This window comes from Pseudomonas sp. PICF6, assembly GCF_009831705.1.
Lineage (GTDB): Bacteria > Pseudomonadota > Gammaproteobacteria > Pseudomonadales > Pseudomonadaceae > Aquipseudomonas > Aquipseudomonas rhizophila.
In genome coordinates, this window is the sequence record NZ_WUUD01000032.1 from 75,064 (window position 1) to 75,463 (window position 400).

Annotated in this window: 1 protein-coding gene and 1 pseudogene; both read right to left on the reverse strand. The window is 60.5% G+C overall.

The annotated features are described in order from the left end of the window. Nucleotides 1–196, reverse strand: a 196-nt coding sequence (locus GSM73_RS20945; protein WP_160893883.1) for a chaperone modulator CbpM, incomplete at its 3' end; no start/stop codon positions are given. A gap of 50 nt (nucleotides 197–246) precedes the next feature. Continuing rightward, nucleotides 247–400, reverse strand: a pseudogene (locus tag GSM73_RS27665) (DNA-binding protein); the annotation flags it as partial.

Genomic DNA, 400 nt, shown 5'->3' on the forward strand with positions numbered 1-400 from the left:
CCAGTTCCAGCTCGCGGCGCAGCTTGGCCGCACGCCGGGCCAAGACCAGTTCGTAATCGGTGAAGCGCCAATCCGCCGGGGCCGCGCCATGGGGTTCGAGAATGCCATGCTCGACGATTTCGATCACATGGACATCCGCCAACGCAGCGGCCTCGCAAAATTCCATCAGGTTCAGTTCAATGATCGGGTTGTTCATGGTCTGCTTCTCCCAATGCTTTAACTGTCGAGTCTAGCGCCTCAAAACAGTCAGAAATTCTCCCGCGGATCGAACGCAGCCTTCTTCGCCAGCTCCGCCCACAACGCCTTGACTGCCTCGTCGCTGGCCTTGGGCATCACGGCCTTGAGCTGTACGAACAGGTAACCGCGCTCGCCGGCCTTGTTGCGCAGGCCGTGGCCCTTG